Source organism: Helicobacter sp. T3_23-1059 (genome assembly GCF_053654515.1).
The window spans coordinates 1-1,082 of record NZ_JBSIUV010000151.1; the positions used below are offsets into that span (position 1 = coordinate 1).

At 37.6% G+C, this 1,082-nt stretch carries 1 protein-coding gene; it reads right to left on the minus strand.

All coding sequences use genetic code 11. The features are described 5' to 3' along the window. Positions 1-106 precede the first annotated feature (106 nt). On the minus strand, positions 107-847 hold the full coding sequence (locus tag ACWIX0_RS13710; RefSeq protein ID WP_454174541.1) for an AzlC family ABC transporter permease: 741 nt from the start codon (positions 845-847) through the stop codon (positions 107-109). Positions 848-1,082: the final 235 nt, after the last annotated feature.

Consider the following 1,082-nt stretch of genomic DNA (forward strand, 5'->3'; position numbering starts at 1 on the left):
ATGTCATTACGGGCGGATTTTGCATAAAATCCGCGTGGGAATGACAAAATAAAAATCTAACTTCACTCTATGAAAAATCTAGCCAATATCCATAAAAAACAAGAATCTAGCTATGAGATTTTGTGTGAGGTTTTGCTGGTGAGTTTTTGTATGGGTTTTTGCGGGATTGCAAATAAAAAAGTAGCCCACAAATCGCCACCAAAGATGGAAGCAAAAAAAACTCTTTGCCAAAAATAAGCAAACAAACAAGGCTTACAAAAATGCCAATAAGCGCGGGCGTTTTATCCACCACCACGCGCCACTGCTCGATAAAAAGCACGATAAAAATCGCATTCATCACAAATGCCATTCCTTGCGCGTTAAAACTAGCTAGATTTTGGCTTAAAAGTGCGCCAAATACGCAGCCCAATACCCAATAAATTTGATTTAATAGCGCGATAAAAAACATAAAATATCCACGATATTGTGTAGAATTTATATTGCTTTTTTTAGGGCGAGGCTTTTTTAGGTTTAAAAGCGCGAAAGTCTCATCAGTAAGCGAAAAAATAAGGTAGTATTTTTTCTTTTTTTCTACACCGCCAAAAAGGCTAAGCGCGGATAGCGCGTAAAAAATCTGCCTAGAATTTATCATCAACGATAATAAAAAAGATTCTGCCAAGCTCGCCCCATTTGCTAGCAATACCACGCAGGCAAACTGCATAGCACCCGCATAGATAATAACCCCCATACCAAACGCAAACACCCAGCTAAACCCAGCCTTTTGAAGCAAAATCCCAAAAGTCGCCCCCATAAGCAAGTAGCCCACAAAAATAGGCAAAGTATGAGGAAAAGCCTCTTTTAATGCCATAAAAGCGGTGCTTGAAGTCAAATTTTTATGCAAAAAAAGAGAATCTACATTCTGCAAAAAATGTGCTAAAGAGGGGCTTTTTTTGGGCTTTTTGTCGTTGGGGGGTTTTGATTTTGGCGTGTTTTTTTTGAAAGGTTTATGTGGTGTGTTTGTTTGGTGATTCATTATTGTTACCTTGTTGTTTTTGTGTAAAATCTAATATTTTAAAATATTCTGTGCTTCCGTGATAAAAGAT

Coding starts and splice junctions, on each gene's coding strand:
- ACWIX0_RS13710 (WP_454174541.1), bottom strand. CDS start 847: ATGGCATTAAAAGAGGCTTTTCCTCATACTTTGCCTATTTTTGTGGGC.